The sequence below is a fragment of the Lysobacter sp. Root76 genome (assembly GCF_001428685.1).
In the GTDB taxonomy this organism is placed as follows: Bacteria; Pseudomonadota; Gammaproteobacteria; order Xanthomonadales; family Xanthomonadaceae; genus Lysobacter.
Genome location: NZ_LMIK01000004.1, coordinates 342,496 through 364,209 on the forward strand (window position 1 = coordinate 342,496; position 21,714 = coordinate 364,209).

Genomic DNA, 21,714 nt, shown 5'->3' on the forward strand with positions numbered 1-21,714 from the left:
CAGGCACTCTATTCCTGCCACTCATGGCGATAAACTCGCTTCAGGACAAATTACTCGTGCGCAGATCGCAAGAATGAGCCGCCACTACGACCACCTCGCCGATGTCGAAGCCTTCGCCACCGCGGTCGAGCGCGGTTCGCTGACCGCCGCCGCGACCGCGCTGGGCACCACGCCCTCGGCGATCAGCCGCGCCATCGCCCGCCTGGAAACGCGCCTGGGCGTGCAACTGCTGCGACGCACGACCCGGCGCCTGGGCCTGACCGACGCCGGCCGCCTCTACCTCGAACAATCCCGCGCCGCGTTCGCCCTGATCGACGACGCCGAACGCGCGATCCAGGGCCAGGGCGGCGAACTCGGCGGCAGCGTGCGCCTGAGCGTGCCGACCACCTACGGCCACTACCGCCTGCCGGCGAAGCTGCAGGCGTTCGCGCAACGCCACCCAGGCGTGCGGATCGAGTTGAGCATCGCCAATCGCAATGTCGACCTGATCGCCGAGGGCTACGACCTCGCGATCCGCCTCGGCGATCTGCCCGACAGCGGCCTGGTCGCGCGCAAGCTGGAAGACGCGCCGACCTGCCTGGTCGCCTCGCCCGATTACCTGCGGCGCGCGGGCGTGCCGCAGCGCATCGACGACCTGGCGCAGCACCTGTGCCTGTCGTTCCTGATGCCCAGCACCGGCCGTCCCTTCGCCTGGGTGCTGCGCGAGGACGGCCATGATCGCGATTGGACGCCGAACGGCCAGGTGCTGGTGTCCGACGACCCGATCGGCATGGTCTCGCTGGCCGAACAGGGCATGGGCATCTGCCATAGCTACGACTTCATCGTCGGCGAGCGTGTGCACGCCGGCCGCCTGGTCGAAGTGCTGCCGCAGTCGCGCGGCCGTACGCGTGCGTTCTCGCTGATTTACGCCCCGCACCGGCAGCTGTCGGCGGCGGCGCGCGCCCTGATCGACACGCTGAGCGCGAGCTGACACGCCGCAAGGCCGGCATTTGCGGGCGTTCGCGCGCGGGCGGACAATTCCGCCATCGCCCACAGGCGCTTTGTCGCGGAGCCACCCATGATTCTCCGTCCTGCATTGCTCGTCACCCTGCTCGCGCTGTGCCTTGCCGGCGGCGCCGAAGCCAAGAGCCGCAACGTCACCGACCCCGACGCGCCTCGCGCGCTGCCCGAACAAGGCCCGGTCGATGTGCGTTGGGGCAACCCGGCGCAGTTCACCGAGATCCGATACAGCGGCAACTCCAGCGAAGCCAAGCGCGGCAACTGGGTCGAGGACATCGCCCAGCACCTGCGCAAGCGCGCGCAGACCCGCCTGCCCGCCGGCGAGCGCCTGGAAGTCGACATCCTCGACATCCGCCGCGCCGGCAATTTCGAGCCCTGGCGCGGCGCCGCCTTCGACGACACCCGCTTCATCCGCGACATCTACCCGCCGCGGATCACGCTCAGCTTCCGCCGCATCGGCGCCGACGGCCAGGTCATCGCCGAAGGCGAGCGCAAGCTCAGCGACATGGGCTTCCTCAGCAGCGCCAACACGCTCAGCAACAGCGACCCGCTGCGCTACGAGAAGTTGCTGCTCAACCGCTGGATCGACCGCGAGTTCAAGCGTCCGGGCGTGTGAAGTCCGGGCGGAGGCCGCGGCCTTGGGGTAGGAGCGGCGTAAGCCGTGATAGCCCCATCCGGACCCCGACGACTCCGCCTCGGGCGCGATGCGCGCCTAGCGCCGCAAGCCCTCGACGAATTTCCGCAACGCGGCATTGAACGCCTCGGGCTGATCCACGAACACGCCGTGCCCCGCATCGGCCACGACCTCCAAGGTCGCGCCCGGCACCTGCGCCGCGGCTGCCTTCTGCGCGGCCAGCTCATCCGAACCCGAGGCCGCCACGATCAAGGTCGGCCGGTCGAACTTCTTCAGCGCGCTGCTGCGATCGACGCCGTACATATCCGCCACCAGCATCGCCACGCCGGTGCTCACCGGCGTGCGCAATGCCGTATCGACGCGGTGTTCGAGCTTCTGCGCCGGCAAGGGCTTGACGAAAATCGCGCCCATCATGCCCTGCAGGTACTCGCGCGGATGCGCGGCGTAGACCGCCATCATCTCCAGGAAGCGCCGCGCCGCCTGCGGATCGGACTGCGCGCCGGCCGCACCGCGCGACACCGCCGCGTCCACCAGCACCAGGCCCGCGACACGGCCGGTGCCGTAGCGGCCCACGTAGGCGGCGATGTCCTGCACGCCCTGCGACCAGCCGATCAAGACCACGCCCTTGAGGTCTTGCGCGGCCAACAGCGCTTCGATGTCGCCGGCCCGCACCTCCGGCGTATTGCCGCCACCGCTCTGCTGCGACGCGCCCTGCGACCGCGGGTCCATCGCGATCACTCGATGCCCGCCGGCGAACGCCGCCAGCTGCGCCTCCCAGATCGTGTAGTCCATGCCCCAACCGGGCACGAACACCAGCGCCGGAGCCTCGCCCGCTCGCTCGTTGTCGACGTAGTGGATGCGGGTGCCGTCGCTGGAGGTCAGCGACTGCCCCGGCCATGGCTCGGCGGCTGCGGCTGCGTTCGCGGTCAGGGCCGACAGCATCGACAGCGCGCCGGCCATCGCCAGGCTGCGGCCGGACCGCCAGGTCATGGATTTCTTCATCGCTGCGGACTCGCCCAGGTCGGAGGAAGGTGGCCGCGATGATGGCAGCGCCTCGGGGCGGAGGAATGTGCCGGGAGTGCGGGTTCGGCCGCCGTTGCGATCCGATGCGTTAGGCCGATCACCACCGCACGGGCCGGCGCCTCGGCGACCGGCCGCGGTGGTGCATCCAGGCGAACGACGGTCGCCGGCGAGCCCGGCGACCGTCGAGGCGGACCGCTTAGGCGCTCTGCGCCGCGCTCGGATCGGCGTCCGGGTCCATGTAGAACACTTCCCACTGGTGGCCGTCCGGGTCTTCGTAGCCGCGCTGATACATGAAGCCGTAGTCCTTGGCTTCCGGCGACTTGGCGCCGGCCGCGATCGCCTTCTCGACCAGCGCGTCGACGCCGGCACGGTCCTCGGCGTTGATGCTGAGGATGGCCAGCACGTTCTTGCCGGCATCGCCGATCGGCTTGCTCACGAAGGTCTGGAAGAACGGCTTGACCAGCAGCATCACGTAGATGTCGTCGGAGACGATCATGCAGGTCGCGTTCTCGTCGGTGAACTTGGCGTTGAACGAGTAACCGAGCTTGGTATAGAAGGCGACGGAGCGGTCCAGGTCCTGGACCGGGAGGTTGACGAAGATCTTGGTAGCCATGACGAATCCTTGAGGGTGGAGGGTAGATTGGCGGGCTAAATACGGGGTCGTTTCCGGCCTGCTCTTCTTGACGACGAAGCAAGGCGCCCGTGATCGACACGCGCCGCGAAATTATTTTTCGGCCGGCCGGAACTCGTCCGCCGGGTCCAGATGCGGCTGCAAGACCTCGGCCATCCACTGCATGAACACCTGCACGCGCCGCGGCAGATTGCGCCGGTTGGCGTACAGCAGCGACACCGGCATGGGCTCGGCGCACAGCTGCGGCAGCACCTCGATCAGTTCTCCCCGCTCCAGGTAGGGCTGCAGCCCGATCAGCGGGGCCTGGATCAGGCCCAGGCCGGTCAGGCAGGCGGTCCGGTAGGCCTCGACGTTGTTGACGGTCAGCACGCCGGCCATGGGCAGGATGCGGTAGGCCGCGCCGTCCCAGTATTCCCAGCCGTCGGGCCGCCCGCCCAGGCTGGTCACGTAATGGACCAGGCGGTGCGAGGCCAGGTCCTCCAGGCTCCGCGGCACGCCGTGTCGCTGCAGATAGCCGGGGCTGGCGCAGTTGGCCACGCGGAACTGGCCCAGCGGCCGCGCGATCAGGGCGCTGTCGCCCAGGTTGCCGACCCGCACCACGCAGTCGAAACCTTCGCGCACCAGGTCGACGCGGCGGTCGGCGCTGCTCAATTCCAGCTCCAACTGCGGATGCTGGGCCAGAAACTCGGGCAGGAGCGGGATCACCACGCTGTGGGCCATGCCGCTGGGCATGTCCACGCGCAGACGGCCGCGCAGCGACTGCGGCGCCTGCTGGAACATGCCTTGCAGCTCGTCCATGTCGGCCAGCAGGTCCTTGCAGCGCTCGTAGAAGGCCTGTCCGTCCTGGGTGGTCTGGACCTTGCGCGTGGTCCGGTGCAACAGACGCGTGCCGAGCAGGTTTTCCAACTGCTGCACCGCGGTCGAGGCGCTGGCCTTGGGCAGCCCCAGGCTGTCGGCGGCGCGGGTGAAGCTGGCCAGCTCGGCCACGCGGACGAAGACGTGCATGGCCTCGATCTGGTTCATCGCGGGCTCCCGGCGGCGGCCTATTGTTCAGCAATGGCGAACAGATAAATCGAATTATGCAGATTTATCAGCCGATGTCGCGCCAATAGAGTGGCCCCCACACCACCCCCGAGGACTCCGCCATGACCACCACCCCCATCGCCATCATCACCGGCGGCAGCCGCGGCCTGGGCCGCAACACCGCGCTCAAGCTCGCCGCCTACGGCAACGACGTCATCCTGACCTACCGCAGCAACCGCACCGAAGCCGACGCGGTCGTCGCCGCGATCCAGGCCCAGGGCCGGCGCGCGGTCGCCCTGCAGCTGGACGTCGGCGACAGCCGCAGCTTCGACGCCTTCGCCGCCCAGGTCCGCGACGCGCTCGCCACGCACTGGCAGCGCGATCGCTTCGACCACCTGATCAACAACGCCGGCATCGGCACCCACGCCGCGCTGGCCGACACCACCGAAGCGCAGTTCGACGAACTGGTGAACATCCATTTCAAGGGCGTGTTCTTCCTCACCCAGAAACTGCTGCCGCTGATTGCCGACGGCGGCCGCATCGTCAATGTCTCCACCGGCCTGACCCGCTTCGCCCTGCCCGGCTACGGCGCGTACGCATCGATGAAGGGCGCGATCGAAGTGCTGACCAAGTACATGGCCAAGGAACTGGGCCCGCGCGGCATCGCGGTCAACGTGGTCGCCCCGGGCGCGATCGAAACCGACTTCGGCGGCGGCACCGTGCGCGACAACGCCGAGGTCAATGCCTATGTCGCCTCGCAGACCGCGCTCGGCCGGGTCGGTCAGCCGGACGATATCGGCGGCGTGTTCGCGTCCCTGCTGGCGCCCGACAACCGCTGGATCAACGCGCAGCGCATCGAGGCATCGGGCGGCATGTTTCTTTGAATTTGGTGTCGGTTAAGTAATCCTCCCCCTGTAACCGGTTACGTCGGCGCGAGGCTGCGCCGGCGTTCCGGCCAGGGTTAAAGGAACCTTAAACACGAATGCCCGGAACTCTCGACGCAGGTCGCGTTTGGCACATGATGCAGCTGCATCGATGACCCAATGCGATTACAACGCATGGCAACGAACGCCATCCGAGAACCGGGAGAATCCGCATGAAACGCATATTGCTGGCCACCGCGCTTGCGCTGACCGTCCTCGCCTCGCCGGCGATGGCCGATGGCCGCGGCAAGGGCCATGGCCACGGACACGACAAGCACCAGGACCGCGACGACCGTCACGATCGCTACGACCGCCACGACGACGATCGCTACGACCGTCGCGACCGCGGCGACCGCGGCGACCGTGGTTACGACCGCCGCTATTACTACAGCTACGACGGCCGCAATCATCCGCCGGGCCGCCACAACGGCTGGCACAAGGATTACCGCCGCGGCCAGCGCATCGACGTGGTCTACATGCAGCCGCGCTACTACATCGACGACTACCCGCGTTACCACCTGGCCCCGCCGCCGCGCGGCCACCGCTGGGTGCGCATGGACGACGGCCGCATGATCCTGATCGCGGTCGCCACCGGCATCATCGCCGACGTGCTGCTGCACCATTGAGCCCGTCGCGGCGATCGCGCCGCTGACCCGTCTCACGAAGAATCCCGCTACGGCGGGATTTTTCGTTTCCGGCTTCCGTCGGTCGCTCAGTTCTTCACACCGGCATACCGTCACGGCCTTACCCAGCCTCGTCGAACACGCGTTGCACGTCTCGGGCGCGATCGCCTGACTGCGCTCCCTACGGCTTGGTTCTGGTCGATTCGAAGCGCTTAAACTTCGCGCCAAACCGAATACCGGCCCGACTTCGCCTGCCTTATGCTTTCGACGCGCGGCCACGATGGCCGCACTCAGGGGAACCCGCCGGTGAAGATCCTGCTCGCGACTGCATTGCTGTTGCTCGCCTCGACTGCGCATGCCTGCATCAACGAGGTCGGCACCGACCGTAGCGGCCGGCGCTTCGCACCGGATTGGTATCTAGGCGAGGATTTCACCGAGCCGATGCGCAAACGCGATGGCCGCGAATACGCTTTGAAGCGCGCGACCGAAACGATCGCCGCGGCGCGCAAGCAGCCCAGCTTCGCGTCCTTGACCAATCTCGGCGTGTTGTTGATCTACCAGGGCCAGTACCCGTTGGCGATTCGCCACTTTCTCAGCCTCGAGCGCCGCTATCCGGGTCATCATGAAACCGCGGCCAACCTGGGCACCGCGCTCGAACTGGCCGGGCAGGACCACGTCGCGTTGCGCTGGATCCGCCTGGGCATCCAGCGCAACGCCAATGAACACCTGCGCACGGAATGGCTGCACGCGCGCATCCTTCAAGCCAAGATCGCCGCGGCGCGCGAGCCGGATTATCTCCAGCGACATTCCATCGCCGGGCTGCGTTTCGAAGCCAAGCCGGCACCCGCGCTGCCGGCGGTTATGCCGGCCGGCAACGACGGCCAGCCCGTGAAACCCTGGGAACTGGACCGGTCGCTGAGTTATCAACTCATGGAGCGCACCCAGTTCGTCCCGGCGCCCGATCCGGTCGTGGCCAACCTGCTCTCCGACTGGGCGACCCTGAACCTGGCCGGCGGCCCGTTGGAGAACGCCGACGCGCTGTACGAACTGGCGGTGGACTACGGCGCGCCGCGCGATGCGTTGATGCGCGAACGCCAGGCCTACATCCGCAAGACCATCGCCCGGGCCCAGGAACCCGAGGATGCCGCTGGCGACTACAGCTGCGCCATCTGCTGGCCTAGGGGCCAATGACGGCGGCGCGCCGCTCCAGTCACCCTTCCTCGCGCTGCGCCAACCGCTGCTCGATCGCCGCGCGCAGCGCCGGATCGTCCGGCACGCGAACTCCGAGCTCTTCGCGCAGCACCGCGATCACCGCGTCGGCATCGGGCAACTCGCGGCGCTCGCTGGGCGCGCCGTTGCGATGGAGCGCGTAACTTCCGGCATTCAAGGTCTTGCGGATGCCAGGACCGGTGCGCGCGGCGAACAGCTGCCCCAGGAACGGCGAGTCCGGGTGCGTGCACACGTACCAATTGCCGACCACATGGTCGATCTCGGCCGCTGGCGTCAGGTCGAACACGTACAAGCCGCGCCACTGGCCGCCGACTTCGGCGCGCAATAGATAATCGCCGTTGTGTCGGGTCAGGTGGTAGTCCTCGTGCGCCGTGGCCTGCACCTCGTCGCTGTCCAGATCCAGCGGCGCGGTCGGCACCAGGCCGCCGAACCCGACATCGACGAGGTAGCGCACCTCGTCGACGGTCACCAACAGCATGCGATGCGTGCGCGCCGGCAACGCGTCTTCCGGCCCGCCCATCACCACACGCCCGGTCAGGCTGCGCGCGTCGTAGCCCAGGTCCTGCAACAAGGCCTGGAACAGCCGGTTGAGTTCGTAGCAATAACCGCCGCGGCCGTCGTGCAGCAGCTTGCGTTCCAGCGACGGCAGATCGACCGGAACCGGCATGCGCAACAGCGTGGACAGGGTCTCGAACGCGAACGCCGCGGTATGGCGCTGCTGCAGCTCGCGCAACGTGTCCAAGGTCGGCGCAGGCGCCGCGGCGTAGCCGAGGCGCTTCAAGTAGATGTCCAGATGTTGCAATTGCGGTGGCATCAATTGGTCTCGTTCTTCTACAGGCCATCACGCTACGGCCTCAAGTGTGCTTGAGGTCAAGCGCTCGGCATCGCCACCGACGCAGCGGTGCGGTCGCGTTTCAATCCGCGCCGGCCAACTCGATCAGCTTGGCGACGGTGTTCATGTTGCGCGCCGTGCCCGCGCGCGCGGCGGGGATCACCAGTTTGGAGTCGGCCATGCCGTCGCCGTAATGCACGTAGATCTCGCGCTCGCCCAGCGCGATCCGCTCCTCGCGACGATGCCGGACCGTGTCCAGCGCGTCGGCCGCCGGCGGATCGTCGAGGAAGATCGCCACCACCCGATTTGGCGCACCTTCGGCGAAGGGATTGCCGGCCAGCACCCGCGCCAGATCGGCGCCTGAGCGCACCACCACGCCGACCGGCTTGCCCGCGTACTCGGCCAATCTCGCTTCCAGCGCCTGCTTGACCTGGACCGCGCTCTTGGGGCTGCGCAACACCACGTTGCCGCTGGCGATGTAGGTGCGCACGTCCTGGAAGCCGGCCGCGACGCACATCTCGCGCAGTTCGGCCATGGGCAGTTTTCCGGTGCCGCCGACGTTCACAGCACGGAGCAAGGCGATATAGGTGGGCATGCGCACAGCTTACGAGAAATCGCCGAGCCGACTATGCCGATCCTGACCATTCGTTATTTCCGATGACGGGATAGCGGCCTTCGCCGCATTCACCGCGCAGCCGTCGATGCCCTGGAGCGACGTCGCGAAGCCGGCGTCCTCCGCGGCGTCGGCGCGGCCGGATCGAGCGCCGCGTGCAACTGCGAAGCCTGCGCTTCCAGGTACTGCCACAGCCGTTGCGCGACCGGGCCCTGCGGGCGGTCGCGACGGCGCGCCGCCACCAGTTCTTCGACCCGCCCGGGGAGGTGCCGCCCGGCGATCGACAGCAGTCGGCCGTCGCGCAGCTCGTCCTCGATCAGGAACCGCGGCATGTGTCCCCAGCCCAGGCCCTGCACGATGATTTCCTTCTTCATCAGCTGATCGCCGACCGTGCACTGCGGCGCGCCCTCGATCACGAAGTAGTCGCGCGGCGGCGAATGCCGCGCGGTGTCGCGCATCACGCACTGGGTGTACCCGCGCATGCGCTCGGGCGTGACCGCGCGCGGCAGCGGCGTGGGCAACAGCCCGGCCCCCACCACCGGCAGCATCGGCACCTTGCCCAGGTCCAGCCACTCCAGGCGCGAGTCGCTCTTGTCGATGCGGTGCAGGATCAGATCGGCGTCGCCATCGAACAAACGCTCCCACGGCCCGGTCACCGCTTCGAAATGCAGATGCAGGCGCGTGCTCGGGCACTGCGCGAAGAAGCGTCCGAGCAAACCCAGCGCTTCCGGCCGGGGGCACAGGTCGCCGATCACTACGTGCAGTTCGCTCTCCTCGCCCATCGCCAACTGCGCCGCGTGCGTGCGCAGGCCGTCGAGCTCGCGCAGCAGCGACTGCGCGCGCCGGTGGAACGAGCGTCCCGCGTCGGTCAGGCCTACGCGGTAACCGCTGCGGTCGAGCAGGCTCAGGCCGAGCTGCCGCTCCAGCTTGGCGACCGCGGCGAACACCGCCGGGTGCGAGCGGTTCAAAGCCGTGGCCGCGGCCTGGAAACCGCCGACCTGGACCACGGCGTCGAAGCATTGCAGGTCGTGCAGGGTGAATTCGGCCATGTCGTATTTTCTGACAAAGACTGTGCGAACTTTGTTATATCAAGCCCGACCGTCCCTCACTAGCCTGCTCTCCACGGCGAACCCGCCGTCACCCCACGAGAGCCACGACCATGAGCGACACCCAGTTCGTCAATGCCGGCGACGGCACCCGCATCGCCTACCGCCTCGACGGCGATCCCAGCCTGCCCGTGCTGGTCCTGTCCAACTCCATCGGCACCACCCTGCACATGTGGGACGCCGAAGTGCCGGCGCTGTCCCGGCACTTCCGCGTGCTGCGCTACGACACCCGCGGCCACGGCGGGTCCGGCGTTCCGACCGGCGCCTATTCGCTGGATCGCCTGGGCCGCGATGTGCTCGAATTGATGGATGCGCTGGATATCGAACGCGCGCATTTCCTCGGCCTGTCGCTGGGCGGCTTCATCGGCCAATGGCTGGGCGTGCATGCGCCCGAACGCATCGACCGCCTGATCCTCAGCAACACCTCGCCCTACCTGGGCCCGGCCCCGCAATGGGACGAGCGCATCGCCGCCGTGCAGGCGGCGCCGGACATGCGCGACACCGCCGAGATATTCCTGGCCAACTGGTTCCCCCAGCGCATGCTCGATGCCAACCCGCCCGTCGTCGACCGCTTCCGCGCCATGCTGCTGAACACCGACCGCCAGGGCCTGGCCGGCTCCTATGCCGCCGTGCGCGACGCCGACCTACGCCGCCCTATCGCTGTAATCCCCAATCCCACCCTGGTGATCGCCGGGCAGTACGATCCGGTAACCGCGGCCAGCCATGGCGAGCTGATCGCGGCGACGATCCCGGGCGCGAAGCTGGTGACGCTGCCGGCGGTGCATTTGGCCAATGTGGAGCTTCACCAGCAGTTCGTGGCGATGACGCTGGAGTTCCTGCAAGCGCAGCCGTAGGCGGCCGCACCACTTGGCCGCGACCTCATTCGCCCTTGCGCACGATCCGGACGATGCGCGGACTCTGCGCATCCATGAACATGAAGCAGCGGCCAAACAAGGCCTTCTTCCCGACGTCGTCGAAGACGTTCTGGCCGAGCGGCGTCATCAGCACTTCATGCGTGGCCAGTGCGCGCAGGTGATTGCGCTCGATCTGCGCCCAATACAGTTGCGCGACCTCCTCCAGGACCAGGTTGGCCGCGGGGTGGTTGTACCTCACCAGGACGTCGCCACCCTTCATCGGCGTCGGATTCATGTCCGGGTGGTAGTGGTAAATCTTGGACAGGACATCCATGGCGTAGGCGCCGGCATCCTCGTCGGACAAGTCGTCCGGGAGGATGACGCTGGTTCCATGCGTAAAGACCGCCAGGTCGCATTTGCCGTTGGTGTAGAAACGCAACCGCTCGACCATCTTATCCAGCGGCAGCGCCATATCCGGCCGCCAGTCCGGAGCGGGCGGGAAGCGCTCGGGTGGCCGCGAGAGCGGCGCGTTCTTCTTGAATATGCCGAACATGGCGCCTTTGCGTTTCCCAAGCTGGACGGTCCAGGCGGCCACGTTACCGCATCTCCCCGAGAGCGCGAAGGCGATTCGGACGTGCCGCATCCAATGTATGGAAAGCGCCCTTATACTCGCCCACTTGCGGCCCACGTCTCGGATTTCGTGGCCTGGCCTCCCCCGCCGCAACACGGATGTTTCTTGCGGATATCACTGGAGGCTGCATGTCTACGCTATTGACCGACCCCGCCCTGCGCGCGGACGAGCCCGATTGGGACGCGATCATCGACAACCCCTACCACGCCGGTCCGCTGGTGCGGGTCGGCCGCGTCGGCAATTGGTGGCTGGTGGTGGGGATGCGGCTGGGACTGGACGATGCTTTGCATCGCGTGGCCGCAGTCAAGACCGAGCGCGACAACGAAGACCGCCTGCTGATCTTCGCCGACACCATCACCGCGCAGCATGCGGCCGACGCGCCCATCCTGTGCCGCGAGTTCGAGCATATCGTGGTGATGGCGCGGCGCCTGGAGGCCGGCGCGCAATTGCTGCTGGAGAAGCGCGGCTGGGAGATCACCTTCCGCCTGGGCCTCTATGTCGGCGCCCTCAGCCCCGCGACCCAGAAGATGAGCGTGGAGCGCTGGATGAAGTGGAACGACTCCAGTTGGGTCGAGCACGAAGTCCGCGGCAAGCGCGACCTGCCCAGCCCGCTGACGCCGCGGCAGGTGGTGGTCAGCACGTATCCGCTGGACGAGAAGAAGCCGCTGCCGTTCACCGAGGAAGCGATCGACCTCAACGCGCTGCCGCTGCCGGGCTGCACCAAGCTGCTGGACCGCATGCTGTTCGCCGCGCAAGCGCTGGGCATGGAGGGCAAGGGCGAGCTCGCGCTGGAGCTGCTGTCGCGAATGGAAGGTCTGATGGCCTTGGTGCCGAACCAAAGCGCCTGGGACACCGTATCGCTGGGCTGCCGCTCCGCCCAGGAACTGCTGCGCCCGGTGCGTTTCGATCCCGAACAGATACCGTACCTGAGCGCCTCGTTCTACGGCGAGATCGCCAAGGACCACGTGCCCGCCTTGCAGGCCTACGCCGGCACCTTCGCCCGCCTCAGCGACCGCAGCTACGAGCTGGACGCGCGCAAGAAGGCGGCCAAGCTGGTGCTGGGCGAAAAGGACGACGCCGGCTCGTTCCAGAAGCTGGTGAGCCAGCAGTTGGCCGAGAACCTGCGCCTGGCCACCGCCAACGTCAAACGCGCGCAGGATTCGATAGAACCGCAAAGCGGCAACGTGCGCCGTGCCGAAGCCGAGTTCAAGCGCGGCATGGACGCCTGGAAAGCCGCCAAGGAACGCGAAGCCGCGCTCGCGATCGTCGGCGCGGTGTTCTCGTTCGTGTCCGGCGTGGCTTCGATGTTCGGCGGCAATGCCGCCGGCGCGGCCGGTGCCGCCAAGGCCGCGGCCGATGTCGCCAGCACCGCCGCCAAGCTGGCCGAGATCATGAAAACCCTGGTCAAGGTGGGCAAGGCGATCGAGAAGGTCGTCACCATGTGCTTGGCCATCGTCGCCGCGGTCGACAAGATCGACAACGCCAAGAAGTTCGCCGACGACCTGTCGGCGCTCACCCGTGAGTCGCTGTCCGACGACGCCAAGGGCGCGCCGTCCGCCGGCGCCTATTGGGATCAGCTGTGGGTCGAAGTCGAGACACAACTGGCCCCGGCGATCAAGGAAGGCATCGGCGGCGCCGAGGAGTATCTGAAGGAACTCAAGATCCTGGTGATCTACGGCCGCGCCCTGACCACCGCGCAAGCCGCGCTGCCGCCGCTGGTGCAGGAAATCGCGCGCGCCAAGCTGCAGTCGGAGATCGCGCGCCGCCAGTACGACGCCGTCGCCCGCGAGATCGAAGGCCTGAAGAAGGAAGAGATGCTGTCGGGCCAGGCCATGATCGTGCTGTGGGGCAATTACCGCGCCGTGCAGCGCTCGATGCTGGTCGCGTTGGGCCAGTTCGACGCGGCCTACCGCTACTGGGCGCTGAGCGATCCGCTGCCGCCGCGCGACAACCACCGCGGCATCGCCGACCTGGCCGGCGACCTGGTCGCCATCGCCGACCTGAAGAAGATGCAGGCGCGCGCCTTGGACAGCTTCCGCCCGATGCCGCAGCCTTATACCCGCAACAAGTACGCCCTGCCCGCCAGCGCGCGCGAGGCCTTGCTCGGCGGCCAGCGCGTGGAACTGCGCTTCACCCCCAGCCGCGGCCCGCTGTCAGGCTGGGGCCGCATCAGCCGTGTGCGCGTCGGTGAAATCTTCGTCTGGGTGGAATGGGTCGAGGGCCGACGCCCGAGCAAGGGCGAGATCGAATTCACCGTGCGCACCAGCGGCGCCTACGACGACCGCAAACTGGTCGCCGGCCAGGTCCAGGACTTCCACTTCCACGGCGCGCCGGTAAACCTGACGTTCCGCTACGACCTGGCCAACGTCCCCACCGACCCCGCCCTCGACTGCATCCGCGTACGCGCCGCGATCGCCGAGGAATTCCGCACCTCGTACCCCGAGCCGACGCTGTACACCGATTGGATCCTGTCATCGCCGAAGGTGGAGGCGGGCGACACCGATACGCTGGACCTGGGCAAGCTGAAAGCGGCTATCGCGAATGTTCGGCTGGAGTTTTCGGGGACTTTCATCAAGGACCCCGATAAAGCATATTGAGCGAACCTTTGATCCGCCTGGGAAGCCGGTCAAGCCGGCTTCCCATCCATATCGATAGACGCGCGACGCGGCCTCAGAGGCCGAAGACAACAGGCGTATATGGTGAACCCGTACCAACCTCCCGCTTATACCCCGCGTTCGTCCGCCGGCAACGGATTTAGATGGAAACGCACGATCGCCTGGGCTCTTCTGATCTATGCAGCGGTAATGACCGTGGGCTTCTTGAGTGGGATGACCATGGCCCGGTGGGATATCTATGGCAGCACCATTGAGGAAGCCGTTGAGCGTGCCCGCCTTGTTCGCCGCATCGTCTACGGCGTGGTGAGCGCTTTCCTCTATTGGCGATTCGCCGCAGCCATTTCCGGCCAGCGCGCGCTGCACATTGCCGTCGCCTTCCTGGTGGTGCAGTTGATAGACATCGGGGTTTCGACTCTCATCTTCGGCGACTCTATCCAAGAGTGGTTCGATCTGTGGTCGCTGGGCCGCAGCCTTCTCGCTGCAGCCGCTGGTCTGGCTATCGCCAGCATTAGGTTTAAACCGTCCGATACGTCGGGACGTTGAATACGCCACCCCATGCCGCTCTTGCCTGGGGCCGCGTACCGGTGAAATATGCCCCATGGCGCGACAGGAGGTCGCATGCTTCAGGACATCATCAAGACCGGCGGCGCGGCGCTGCTTTCGATCGCTCTGAGCTGCCCCGCCTGGGCGGCGGGCGCACCGCCTGCCTCCCAGACCGCCAAGGCCATGGCATCGGCCTATGTGGCCGACTTCAAGGACATGCTGCGCGATCAGGAAGACATCAGCCCGCCCGAGCGTGCGTGCATCGAGCGCATCCCCGACACCGCCGTGTTGGATGCCATGCAGGACGTCATCGCCGCGACTTTGAACCCGAACGAGCTTGACCAGCTGGAGCGCTTCTACGCCAGCCCCGAAGGCCAGCGCGTATTCGCCATTTACCGTCGCTGGGGCGATAAGGAGAATCCGCCCAGCGACGCCGAGCTGGAAGAGATCCTACCGCTCATAAAGTCGAAGACTCAGACCAAGCTGTTCGACGCCACCTCCTTTCAAAGCCTCGGCTCCATAAAGGTCATGGACGCGTTCTACCCGGTGCTGGCGCGCTGCTCTCTGTCGGGTTGACTATGCATTCGGGCGCTTGGGTGCGGTGGCTGACGCAGGCCGCCCGCTCATGCACCCCATAGCCTGCGCGCCTCCTCCGCGATCACCTCCGGAAACTCCTCCTGGAAGAACAGCTTCGCGAGTGGCACGCGGCGGATGCCTTGCGAGTTCGGGAAGGTGCGGTCCAGGTACTCGGCATCGCCCTGATCGAAGATGTCGTCCGCCGCGCCCCACACGATGCGCACCGGGACCTGGCTGCGCCTGAGCTCGGCCTCGATGCCCGCCAAGGGGTTGGGCGACAGCGCGACGTGGAAGGCGTGGTACTGCGCGCGGCGCAGCGGCGTGGCGACCAGCGGGGTGACGTAGTAGTCGATGGTCTCGTCGGCGAAGCGGCTGGGGTCGGCGAACACGGCGGCGCCGAAAGTGGCGCGGGCCTTGGGTTTGTCGGTCAGCCATTCGGCGGTGGCGTCGGCCAGGGTGCCGGCGCGGGCCATATCGAGAACCGGCTGGATCTTCGGCGGCGGGCTGTCGGGTTCGACGTCGCAGTTGGTCAGCAGCAGGCTGCGTACGCGCTTGGGGTGGCGGATCAGGAACAACTGGGCGACGGCGCCGCCGCTGTCGCTGGCGACGATGTCGACCTGGTCGGCGCCGAGCCGGTCGAGCGTGGCCGCCAGCATCGCGGTCTGCGCGTGGGCGTCCAGCGCCTGGTGCTCGGGCACCTCGGAGTAGCCCAGCCCCATGAAATCGAGCGCGATGCAGCGGCGGTACGCGGACAGGCGGTCCAGGGCCCCGCGCCATTGGTAGCCGTTGAGCGGGGCGCCGTGCAGGAACACGGCGGCCGGGCCGCGGCCGTGCTCGACGTAGGCGATGCGGCCGAACGGGGTCTGCGCGTAGCGACGCAGCGCGCGGTAAGCGGCCGCGTCCAGCGGCGCGGCGCCGGCGGCACCGGCGAGGCCGCTGCGGGTCGCCGCCAGCGGCGCGCAGGCGCCGGCCACACCGGCGGCCAGGGCGGCCGCGCCCAATTGGATGAATTGCCTGCGTTGCATGTGCGGTGTCCTGTACGGGGAGGGTCTGCCCGCCATGCTGGCGAGGGCGCCCGCTCGGCGCGCGCACAAACGGCCGCGCGCGGACACGAAAGGATGATTTTCGGCACTGGTCCGGGCCCGGCGCGGGGACGAGGATCGGCCCATGAGCGACCGCCCCGCCTGTTACCCCTCCCCTCCGGCTGCGCTGCTGTCGGGCGGGCCGGACCGTGCGCCCCTGCTGGACGTGCTGACCACGCCCGTGCCCCATGGCGTGTTCGACTCGCCGGTGGATGGGCGCCACGTGCTGTGCCTGCACCTGGGTGAGCCGGTGCCGGTGTCGTACCGCATGGACGGGCACCAGCGCCAGGGCGTGCGCCTGCACGGCCAGTTCTGCGTGGTGCCGGCCGGATCCAGCACGCGCTGGGTGGTGTCGCAGCCGGCGCGCTCGCTATTGCTGCGGCTGACGCCGACGCTGTTGGGCGAAACCTCGCAAGCGATGGGCTTGGGCACCGGCGGCGCGATGCTGGCGCCGTCGATCCATATCCGCGACCCGCAGATCGAGCGCATCGGCTGGATGATGCAGGCCGAGGATCACGACGCGTATCCGGGCGGGCGTTTGTTTACCGACAGCCTGGCCACCGCGCTGGCTGCGCGTTTGCTCGCCTTGCAATCGCGCCGATCGCTGTCGGCCGACAAACCCGGCCGCGCCCTGCCGGCCTGGCGCCTGCGGCGCGTGCAGGAATACATTGAAGCGCACCTGGATGAACCGCTGTCGCTGGCCGAACTGGCGGCGGTCGCGGGCTATAGCGCCTCGCATTTCAAGGCCTTGTTCAAGCAGGCCACGGACGTGCCGGTGCACCGTTACGTGTTGGAGCGTCGGGTCGAACGCGCACGCCATTTGCTGGAGCAAGGCGAGCAACCTATCGCCGAGATCGCGCTGGCGGCCGGGTTTTCGCATCCCAGCCACATGGCGCGTTGCCTGCGGCGCGCGCTGGGGCTCAGCCCGTCGCAATTGATGCACGATGCGGCTGTCGTCCGCCGCATCGCGCACTGAGCCTTAGACGGTGCGCTCCAGCTGACTCGATAGTCGGTTCTCGGCTCCGTGCAGCGACCTTAAGCTTTCTGATGAACCGCTGGATACGCTCAGCGAACGAGCCGCTACGACAGGCAGCCATACGAAAATTCCCAGGATGGAATCTGCAGCCTGAGACCCTACCGACACTCGATCATTCATAAATTCAACTCAAATCCATCACACGGTCGGGCCGCGACGGTGCGACTCCTGCGTCGGAGCCGCAGCATCTTGCTGCGGCATCTGTGTCTGCGCGGAAAGTTGCGTTTGCGCGCGTTCCATTTGCTCGAGACGCTGCAATGATTCGCTCATCGGTGTACGCACGGCCGTTTCCGTCGACATATGCGCGAGCCTATGCGCGGGATCGGTCAATCCGCCCTCCACTACAATCACGCGCGCACCCGCGGGCTCGGTCGCGGTGGGGCCACTAAGCAGAACGTGATCCACTCCTCCGAAGCCATTGCTTTTGGCAAGGCACGCCACACTGGCGCTCATGCAATCGCTGGCAGGGCTATGTGGATGGCCCAAACTGGCATCTAGACGTCGCACCGCGTCTTGCGATTGGCGCAGCAGGGGATGCGTCTCAGGCAGCGTAGCGTCCGCGCGCGTTCGCGGCATCTCTCCCCTGTCCGTGTGATCGGGCATATCCCGCTCGCGACGCGTGTCCCCGGCGCTTTGCATGGGCGTGCCGTTGCGGTTCCACCCCTCACGTGTCTGCTCGAAGGTATCGCCGTTTGGGCTCACCACGGTGATCCCGCCATTCCGATCCATCGTGACGCGCGACATCTCCAAACGCGCATTGGCGTTGGCTCCGCTGATGGTGACCGCCTCTGTCGGCGTGCCTTGATCGACGCGGGCGAAGATGCGTGCACCACTTGCAGGATCGCGCATCATGGCATCCAGTAGTTGCACATCTGGATTGCGGTTGAACTCGCCCGTCAACGATACATTGCCGCGGGTGTGCACCTGATCACTCCACGCCTGGCTGAGTCGGCCGTCGCCCAACTCTAGATCATTCATCAGACGAACACCCGCCAGGGCGTTGTCGCGACCGGAGACGATTGCGCTGCGCGCACTAGCCTTGAGCCCATCGATGCCCTGGCTGCCGATCCAGTCGCGAGTCTGGGCGGAGGTTTGTTCGCCGCTCTGGAGATGGCGAATCAGGTCGCCGCCTCGATTTTCGTTCTGGTTGTACAGCTTGCTGGTCATCGCCACGATCTCGGCCGCTTGCGCCGGATCGCTCGCGCTCAAGGTCTGCAGCCAGGGTATTTGCGACAGCGGCTCACCGACCTTGTCCCACTTCTTCTGAATCTGCTGCTGGCTGAGCTCATCGACAAAAGCACGCCCGGGGTCCGAGCGCAGATAGCCGTTGAGCCGGGTCAGTTCTTCGCTGGTTAGCGCGTTCCCGGTTTGACCGCGGGTCTGCAAACGGGTGGTGAGCGAGGCGACTTCGCGATCGCTGAATCGGTCTTCGGCGTTGGCCCAGGCCTGATAGCCCGCCATCAAATCGTTGACCTTGTGGCCCCGGTTGGCCTGACCGAAATCCCATTGCACCGCGCCTACGGACCAACCCGAATTGCCGGTACGGTGCGAGAGCTGGTACACCGCCAGGGTGTTGGTTTCGCTGGCGCGCCCCACCGCGTTATAGGCGATGGCTTCGAAGGTGCTGCGTTCCAGCGGGTTATAGGTGTGATCCGTCACGATACGCCTCCTTCTATTTGAGCGCGGCAGCCAGTGTCTTCAATTCGGCGATACGGGCTTTGGTCCGTTCGACACGGCAAGCCTCGGTCAGATCCGGCGCCTCGCGGCGCGACATGCCCTGGGCGAACGGCTCCAGCAAACAGTCTGCATCGCGGTACGCACCCCAAGCGGCATCAGAGTCCTTTAGATAGACGGCCAGATCATCCAGATAAGCAGCGTCGTCTTCCAGGTATGAGGCATAGCTGCTTCGGGCCTTGAGCAGAATGTCCTGGCGGAGCTGGGTACGTTGCAACTCCAATGCCTGCATCTCCTTGTAAGGCTTACATGCATTAGGTCGAATTCGCTCGCAGTCCGCTATTTCGTCGTCTGACTTCTTCGCGAAGCAGGATTCACGTGCGCCCAATCCGCCGATCGCGAAACAGTCGTCGCCCGCTTCGGATGAAGCACTCTTTGGCGCCTTCTCGGCACTCGCGCTATACGCCGAGTTCGGCACGGATGCGCAACCAAGTATCAGACTGAAGACCAGCGCGCTCGACATCAATCCTCTTAAACGAAACCGTCTTCTCGCCATCGCCATCTGACGCTCCTTTGCGATCTGATCATTAGCTGCAATTACGGACCTGGATGATCCGTCCTGTCTGGACCACCCAACTACGACGACATGAACAAGTATCCGACAAAGCGGTTTCGAAGCAGTCGATCACTGGCAGCGTTCATACCTACGTGATTGACTACTGTCCACTATGGTCAACGTTCCGTTCTTGTAGCCACTGAGAACGTAAACTTCTTGCAGTTCAAATACGCTTCCATCGAAGCGGGTCTCGGAGATCATCCTCCACGCAAGAGGATCCTTGGATATCTGAACGATACGTAGCGGCTTGTTCCAATGCTCGTAGCCGGTCAACTTAGTTGCGGCCACTTCGAAACGCGTGTCGCTGTCGCCAATGTCGGGATTCTTGCAGTCCTCGTCTTCGCCTAGCCACACCCCATGCAACGCCGCCGGATATCGCGCGGCGGGCGCTTTCCCCTTGGCTATGGCGCTGGTGCAGGCCATGCAGAGAACGCCGGCTAGCGCGGCGGCAACTGCTTTTTCCACCTTGATTTCCATGCGGCGCTCCCTGCGTTTTTCCGGCACTAGGATACGTCCGCTCAATGCCCCGCCGTCAACGGCGCACGCGTTGTGCCGTATGAGAGATGAACTGCACATATCGCCCGCAACTGAATGTTGCGACCGGTCGCGTCGATTGAGCCAAACCGAGCAGTTCAGCAACAAAAAAGGCGGCCTTTCGGCCGCCCCTGTTCGTGTCGCTTTCCCGGACTTTATTTCCCAGCGCTTTTCCGCGCAGTAGCGAGCGCCGAAGCACTCAGAACCCCTCGGTTCTCCGCCAACTTCAACAGCTGCGCCTCGATCTGCGACGCGCTGGTCGATGCAGTGGCAGTGACGGCGGACGCCTTGGCTTGCGCACTCGCTTGCCGATTTTCCGAGCGCAGGAAGCGGCCTTTCACGGTGTATTCGATGCCCGTCCCCGCTGGATCGACGGCTTCCACTCGGATGCCGTTGTAGCCCAGCGCCGACGGCAACTCCGTCGATCGCACGCCCGCGCCGGTGGCCAGCGCGCCGGACAGCTGCGACTGCAGCGAGCGGATGGTCTTGGCTTCGGTGATGGTGATGGTGGGGTTGGGGCGGCCGGAGTAGACCAGGTAAGTCACGCGCAGCGCGGACGGCGCGGGGGCTTCGGGTGTCTGCGCCCAGGCGCTGCCGGTCAGCAACAGCAACAGGAGTGCGCGCAGCGTCCAGGCTTTCATCGCGGACCTCGGATTGGAAGATGAAGGAGTCATCGGATTTCCTCGTGGCCGCCGGCCTGCACGCTGTCGGACCACAAGCGGAAGTAGCCGCAGAAGTCGGTGTAGGGGCCGCGGTCGGCGTACTCGGGGTCGTAGATCGGCGAGCCGGAGTTGTCCAGATTGGTCGCGGCCGTCTGCCCAGGCTTGTGGCTCCACGTGCCGAAGGCGTCACGGCGGTACCAGTGGTAGTCCTCCCCGGGCGCGACCACCAAGGCCACGGTGGTCTTGTAGCCGGGGTCGTACGGGTCGGTGATGGGTTCCAGGCCGTCGCGGACGGCGGCGGCGTGGACCACGGCGCAGCTCATGCCCACGGCGGTCTGCCCCGACGCGCGCCCGGGTTGGGCGAAAGTGTTGGTGCGCTTGTTGTTGGCGTAGTTGTAGCAATTGTTGCTGATGATGGCGGCGCCGCCGTTCCAGCTGTTGGGCTCGTACAGCGGATAGCCCGGCGCCATCACCGTGGCGATGTCGTCGATGGACAGCGCGCGGTTGTAGAGGTTGAGCTCGTCCACGCGGCCGTTGAACAGGCTGGTGCCGTCGTAGCTGCTGCCGATCAACAGCGGCGCATCGGTGTTGCTGTAGATGTCCTGTTGCAGCGTCCAGGTGCCGGCCTCGTTGCCGTCGATGTAGAACTGCACCGTGCCCGTGCTGCGCGCCACCGCCACGGCGACGTGGTGCCAGCGGTCGGGCGTGAGCGCCATTTCGGCCAGGGACGAATACGGAATCTTGGTGGGCGCGCCGGTCAGACGCAGCGTCAGCCGCCGAGCGCTGGAGACGGCGAACACGTAGCCGCCCCCGTTGCCGCGGTTGTCCAGCAGGGTCTTGTTGCTGTTGGTGGCGGCGATGCGCACGTAGGCGCCGAAGCTGAAATCGCCCGTGTCGAAACTCAGCGCCGGCGAGTACGGCACCGAGTAGTACTTGCCCCCGGCCAGGCTGGCGCCGCGGTTGGCCCAGCCCCAGGACGTGGTGTTCGCGCCCACGGCGGTGGCGTTATGGCCGTGGTTGGTGACGTCGGTGGCCACCGTGCTGATGGTCTGGAAGTTCCACCCGGCCACCGACCAACCGGTGACGACAGGCGTGGGTTGCGAATGGCTGGAAGCGATGGGCAGCAGCGCGCCCACGATGAGTGCGCAAAGCACGGCCTTACCGTTCATGCGATGTCCTTATCCCCTGAGTCCGTGAGGCCGGCCGCGTGCGGCGCCTGGCCCGGTCCAGCCGCTGTGCCGGCCGTTGCCGCAT

At 66.5% G+C, this 21,714-nt stretch carries 23 protein-coding genes; 10 read left to right on the forward strand and 13 right to left on the reverse strand.

What is annotated here, in order from left to right; translation table 11 throughout:
• The first annotated feature begins 73 nt into the window (after nucleotides 1–73).
• Nucleotides 74–970 carry a LysR family transcriptional regulator gene (locus ASE10_RS06660; protein ID WP_055904739.1) on the forward strand — a complete coding sequence of 299 codons (897 nt, stop codon included), beginning with the start codon at nucleotides 74–76 and terminating at the stop codon, nucleotides 968–970.
• Nucleotides 971–1,057: 87 nt separating this feature from the next.
• The gene (locus ASE10_RS06665) at nucleotides 1,058–1,615 is read left to right on the forward strand and encodes a DUF3016 domain-containing protein (RefSeq protein ID WP_055904742.1); all 558 of its coding nucleotides are present in this window, start codon (nucleotides 1,058–1,060) and stop codon (nucleotides 1,613–1,615) included.
• Nucleotides 1,616–1,711: 96 nt separating this feature from the next.
• Here ASE10_RS06665 and ASE10_RS06670 read toward each other — a convergent pair whose 3' ends face one another.
• The 3 genes from ASE10_RS06670 to ASE10_RS06680 form a co-directional block, all read right to left on the reverse strand.
• Nucleotides 1,712–2,623 (reverse strand): alpha/beta hydrolase, encoded by a 912-nt coding sequence (locus ASE10_RS06670; RefSeq protein WP_056306019.1) that lies wholly within the window; start codon nucleotides 2,621–2,623, stop codon nucleotides 1,712–1,714.
• 229 nt (nucleotides 2,624–2,852) lie between these two features.
• A complete protein-coding gene (locus ASE10_RS06675; protein ID WP_055904748.1) occupies nucleotides 2,853–3,269 on the reverse strand; it encodes a VOC family protein in 417 nt (138 codons plus the stop codon).
• Nucleotides 3,270–3,380: 111 nt separating this feature from the next.
• Nucleotides 3,381–4,310 (reverse strand): LysR family transcriptional regulator, encoded by a 930-nt coding sequence (locus ASE10_RS06680; RefSeq protein WP_055904751.1) that lies wholly within the window; start codon nucleotides 4,308–4,310, stop codon nucleotides 3,381–3,383.
• A gap of 122 nt (nucleotides 4,311–4,432) precedes the next feature.
• On the opposite strand from ASE10_RS06680, the gene ASE10_RS06685 reads away from it, so the two are divergent.
• The 3 genes from ASE10_RS06685 (at nucleotide 4,433) to ASE10_RS06695 (ending at nucleotide 7,047) form a co-directional block, all read left to right on the forward strand.
• On the forward strand, nucleotides 4,433–5,194 hold the full coding sequence (locus ASE10_RS06685) for an SDR family oxidoreductase (protein WP_055904754.1): 762 nt from the start codon (nucleotides 4,433–4,435) through the stop codon (nucleotides 5,192–5,194).
• A gap of 212 nt (nucleotides 5,195–5,406) precedes the next feature.
• Entirely contained in the window at nucleotides 5,407–5,859 is a 453-nt protein-coding gene (locus ASE10_RS06690; RefSeq protein WP_056306021.1) for an RcnB family protein, read from the forward strand.
• Between the two features lie 303 nt (nucleotides 5,860–6,162).
• Nucleotides 6,163–7,047, forward strand: coding sequence for a hypothetical protein (locus ASE10_RS06695; RefSeq protein WP_056100602.1), 885 nt, complete (start codon nucleotides 6,163–6,165; stop codon nucleotides 7,045–7,047).
• Between the two features lie 19 nt (nucleotides 7,048–7,066).
• Here ASE10_RS06695 and ASE10_RS06700 read toward each other — a convergent pair whose 3' ends face one another.
• The 3 genes from ASE10_RS06700 to ASE10_RS06710 all read right to left on the reverse strand — a co-directional run bounded on the left by ASE10_RS06700 (nucleotide 7,067) and on the right by ASE10_RS06710 (nucleotide 9,580).
• Nucleotides 7,067–7,900 carry an arylamine N-acetyltransferase gene (locus ASE10_RS06700; protein WP_056306024.1) on the reverse strand — a complete coding sequence of 278 codons (834 nt, stop codon included), beginning with the start codon at nucleotides 7,898–7,900 and terminating at the stop codon, nucleotides 7,067–7,069.
• 100 nt (nucleotides 7,901–8,000) lie between these two features.
• Entirely contained in the window at nucleotides 8,001–8,513 is a 513-nt protein-coding gene (locus ASE10_RS06705) for a DUF1697 domain-containing protein (protein WP_055904766.1), read from the reverse strand.
• An 89-nt stretch (nucleotides 8,514–8,602) separates the two neighbouring features.
• Nucleotides 8,603–9,580, reverse strand: coding sequence for a LysR family transcriptional regulator (locus ASE10_RS06710; RefSeq protein WP_056306026.1), 978 nt, complete (start codon nucleotides 9,578–9,580; stop codon nucleotides 8,603–8,605).
• Between the two features lie 110 nt (nucleotides 9,581–9,690).
• Here ASE10_RS06710 and pcaD point away from each other — a divergent pair, with 110 nt between their 5' ends.
• On the forward strand, nucleotides 9,691–10,491 hold the full coding sequence (pcaD, locus tag ASE10_RS06715; protein WP_056306028.1) for a 3-oxoadipate enol-lactonase: 801 nt from the start codon (nucleotides 9,691–9,693) through the stop codon (nucleotides 10,489–10,491).
• A gap of 25 nt (nucleotides 10,492–10,516) precedes the next feature.
• Here the strand turns inward: pcaD and ASE10_RS06720 are convergent, their stop codons facing one another.
• The gene (locus ASE10_RS06720; RefSeq protein WP_157481082.1) at nucleotides 10,517–11,086 is read right to left on the reverse strand and encodes a hypothetical protein; all 570 of its coding nucleotides are present in this window, start codon (nucleotides 11,084–11,086) and stop codon (nucleotides 10,517–10,519) included.
• 164 nt (nucleotides 11,087–11,250) lie between these two features.
• Between ASE10_RS06720 and ASE10_RS06725 the strand changes: the two genes are divergently transcribed.
• The 3 genes from ASE10_RS06725 to ASE10_RS06735 all read left to right on the forward strand — a co-directional run bounded on the left by ASE10_RS06725 (nucleotide 11,251) and on the right by ASE10_RS06735 (nucleotide 14,856).
• The gene (locus tag ASE10_RS06725; protein WP_157481084.1) at nucleotides 11,251–13,719 is read left to right on the forward strand and encodes a hypothetical protein; all 2,469 of its coding nucleotides are present in this window, start codon (nucleotides 11,251–11,253) and stop codon (nucleotides 13,717–13,719) included.
• Between the two features lie 102 nt (nucleotides 13,720–13,821).
• Nucleotides 13,822–14,280, forward strand: coding sequence for a hypothetical protein (locus ASE10_RS06730; RefSeq protein WP_157481086.1), 459 nt, complete (start codon nucleotides 13,822–13,824; stop codon nucleotides 14,278–14,280).
• A 75-nt stretch (nucleotides 14,281–14,355) separates the two neighbouring features.
• Complete coding sequence (locus tag ASE10_RS06735; protein WP_055904786.1) at nucleotides 14,356–14,856, forward strand: hypothetical protein; 501 nt, start codon at nucleotides 14,356–14,358, stop codon at nucleotides 14,854–14,856.
• A gap of 47 nt (nucleotides 14,857–14,903) precedes the next feature.
• Here ASE10_RS06735 and ASE10_RS06740 read toward each other — a convergent pair whose 3' ends face one another.
• A complete protein-coding gene (locus tag ASE10_RS06740) occupies nucleotides 14,904–15,881 on the reverse strand; it encodes an alpha/beta hydrolase (RefSeq protein WP_056306033.1) in 978 nt (325 codons plus the stop codon).
• Nucleotides 15,882–16,023: 142 nt separating this feature from the next.
• Between ASE10_RS06740 and ASE10_RS06745 the strand changes: the two genes are divergently transcribed.
• Complete coding sequence (locus ASE10_RS06745; protein WP_056306035.1) at nucleotides 16,024–16,914, forward strand: AraC family transcriptional regulator; 891 nt, start codon at nucleotides 16,024–16,026, stop codon at nucleotides 16,912–16,914.
• A gap of 198 nt (nucleotides 16,915–17,112) precedes the next feature.
• Here the strand turns inward: ASE10_RS06745 and ASE10_RS06750 are convergent, their stop codons facing one another.
• The 5 genes from ASE10_RS06750 to ASE10_RS06770 form a co-directional block, all read right to left on the reverse strand.
• Nucleotides 17,113–18,633 (reverse strand): XVIPCD domain-containing protein, encoded by a 1,521-nt coding sequence (locus ASE10_RS06750; RefSeq protein ID WP_056306037.1) that lies wholly within the window; start codon nucleotides 18,631–18,633, stop codon nucleotides 17,113–17,115.
• A gap of 13 nt (nucleotides 18,634–18,646) precedes the next feature.
• Nucleotides 18,647–19,210 carry a lysozyme inhibitor LprI family protein gene (locus ASE10_RS19540; RefSeq protein WP_082586062.1) on the reverse strand — a complete coding sequence of 188 codons (564 nt, stop codon included), beginning with the start codon at nucleotides 19,208–19,210 and terminating at the stop codon, nucleotides 18,647–18,649.
• A 123-nt stretch (nucleotides 19,211–19,333) separates the two neighbouring features.
• Nucleotides 19,334–19,741, reverse strand: coding sequence for a hypothetical protein (locus tag ASE10_RS06760; RefSeq protein ID WP_056306041.1), 408 nt, complete (start codon nucleotides 19,739–19,741; stop codon nucleotides 19,334–19,336).
• A 212-nt stretch (nucleotides 19,742–19,953) separates the two neighbouring features.
• Nucleotides 19,954–20,439 (reverse strand): hypothetical protein, encoded by a 486-nt coding sequence (locus ASE10_RS06765; protein ID WP_056306043.1) that lies wholly within the window; start codon nucleotides 20,437–20,439, stop codon nucleotides 19,954–19,956.
• A 29-nt stretch (nucleotides 20,440–20,468) separates the two neighbouring features.
• Complete coding sequence (locus ASE10_RS06770) at nucleotides 20,469–21,629, reverse strand: LamG domain-containing protein (RefSeq protein WP_056100656.1); 1,161 nt, start codon at nucleotides 21,627–21,629, stop codon at nucleotides 20,469–20,471.
• Between the last annotated feature and the right edge of the window lie 85 nt (nucleotides 21,630–21,714).

What these genes read in the sequence shown, in the direction of transcription:
- ASE10_RS06700 (WP_056306024.1), bottom strand. Translation starts at nt 7,900, where the DNA reads ATGCCACCGCAATTGCAACATCTGGACATCTACTTGAAGCGCCTCGGC.
- ASE10_RS06660 (WP_055904739.1), top strand. Translation starts at nt 74, where the DNA reads ATGAGCCGCCACTACGACCACCTCGCCGATGTCGAAGCCTTCGCCACC.
- ASE10_RS06745 (WP_056306035.1), top strand. Translation starts at nt 16,024, where the DNA reads ATGAGCGACCGCCCCGCCTGTTACCCCTCCCCTCCGGCTGCGCTGCTG.
- pcaD (WP_056306028.1), top strand. Translation starts at nt 9,691, where the DNA reads ATGAGCGACACCCAGTTCGTCAATGCCGGCGACGGCACCCGCATCGCC.
- ASE10_RS06765 (WP_056306043.1), bottom strand. Translation starts at nt 20,439, where the DNA reads ATGAAAGCCTGGACGCTGCGCGCACTCCTGTTGCTGTTGCTGACCGGC.
- ASE10_RS06675 (WP_055904748.1), bottom strand. Translation starts at nt 3,269, where the DNA reads ATGGCTACCAAGATCTTCGTCAACCTCCCGGTCCAGGACCTGGACCGC.
- ASE10_RS06770 (WP_056100656.1), bottom strand. Translation starts at nt 21,629, where the DNA reads ATGAACGGTAAGGCCGTGCTTTGCGCACTCATCGTGGGCGCGCTGCTG.
- ASE10_RS06690 (WP_056306021.1), top strand. Translation starts at nt 5,407, where the DNA reads ATGAAACGCATATTGCTGGCCACCGCGCTTGCGCTGACCGTCCTCGCC.
- ASE10_RS06670 (WP_056306019.1), bottom strand. Translation starts at nt 2,623, where the DNA reads ATGACCTGGCGGTCCGGCCGCAGCCTGGCGATGGCCGGCGCGCTGTCG.
- ASE10_RS19540 (WP_082586062.1), bottom strand. Translation starts at nt 19,210, where the DNA reads ATGGCGATGGCGAGAAGACGGTTTCGTTTAAGAGGATTGATGTCGAGC.
- ASE10_RS06735 (WP_055904786.1), top strand. Translation starts at nt 14,356, where the DNA reads ATGCTTCAGGACATCATCAAGACCGGCGGCGCGGCGCTGCTTTCGATC.
- ASE10_RS06705 (WP_055904766.1), bottom strand. Translation starts at nt 8,513, where the DNA reads ATGCCCACCTATATCGCCTTGCTCCGTGCTGTGAACGTCGGCGGCACC.
- ASE10_RS06725 (WP_157481084.1), top strand. Translation starts at nt 11,251, where the DNA reads ATGTCTACGCTATTGACCGACCCCGCCCTGCGCGCGGACGAGCCCGAT.
- ASE10_RS06665 (WP_055904742.1), top strand. Translation starts at nt 1,058, where the DNA reads ATGATTCTCCGTCCTGCATTGCTCGTCACCCTGCTCGCGCTGTGCCTT.
- ASE10_RS06740 (WP_056306033.1), bottom strand. Translation starts at nt 15,881, where the DNA reads ATGCAACGCAGGCAATTCATCCAATTGGGCGCGGCCGCCCTGGCCGCC.
- ASE10_RS06710 (WP_056306026.1), bottom strand. Translation starts at nt 9,580, where the DNA reads ATGGCCGAATTCACCCTGCACGACCTGCAATGCTTCGACGCCGTGGTC.
- ASE10_RS06680 (WP_055904751.1), bottom strand. Translation starts at nt 4,310, where the DNA reads ATGAACCAGATCGAGGCCATGCACGTCTTCGTCCGCGTGGCCGAGCTG.
- ASE10_RS06760 (WP_056306041.1), bottom strand. Translation starts at nt 19,741, where the DNA reads ATGGAAATCAAGGTGGAAAAAGCAGTTGCCGCCGCGCTAGCCGGCGTT.
- ASE10_RS06685 (WP_055904754.1), top strand. Translation starts at nt 4,433, where the DNA reads ATGACCACCACCCCCATCGCCATCATCACCGGCGGCAGCCGCGGCCTG.